The sequence below is a fragment of the Fictibacillus nanhaiensis genome (assembly GCF_023715445.1).
Taxonomy (GTDB): domain Bacteria; phylum Bacillota; class Bacilli; order Bacillales; family Fictibacillaceae; genus Fictibacillus; species Fictibacillus nanhaiensis_D.
On record NZ_JAMBOD010000041.1, the window covers coordinates 1 to 474 of the forward strand.

Annotated in this window: 1 protein-coding gene; it reads right to left on the minus strand. The window is 60.1% G+C overall.

The window, feature by feature from the left end; genetic code table 11:
* Positions 1–135 precede the first annotated feature (135 nt).
* A partial coding sequence (locus M3196_RS21765) for a PfkB family carbohydrate kinase (RefSeq protein ID WP_251324374.1) occupies positions 136–474 on the minus strand: 339 nt, incomplete at its 5' end.

A 474-nucleotide genomic window follows, 5' to 3' on the forward strand; every position in this document is an offset into this window, starting at 1 on the left:
TCATTCGGGTTATCAATCAGCTCAAGGTGCGCTTTCGGCGCCGCGGCACCCAGCAGGGTTTTCGCCATGTAGGCGCGCGCCTGTCCGAGTCCGGCATCAATAATCAGCAGCGTTTTCATTATGCCTCTCCTGCTGTCAATTAAAGGGTTGTAAGTCGACGCGCGCCATCATCGCGGCCAACTGGGTACGGTCGGTAATTCCTACATTGCTCTGGCTGACGGCCAGGGCAGCGACGGCGGTCGCCAGGCGCAGGGTATGCTCGCTGGATTCACGCATCAGCAGGCCGTAAATCAGGCCGCCGACCATCGAATCGCCGGCGCCAACGGTACTGACTACTTCCACTGAAGGTGGTTTAGCAATCCACTCCCCAGAGGCGTTGACCCACAGCGCGCCCTCTTCGCCCAGGGAGATCACCACGTGGGCGATACCCTGCTCGCGCAGCGCATGGGCGGCGTCGATAACATCTTTCATCTC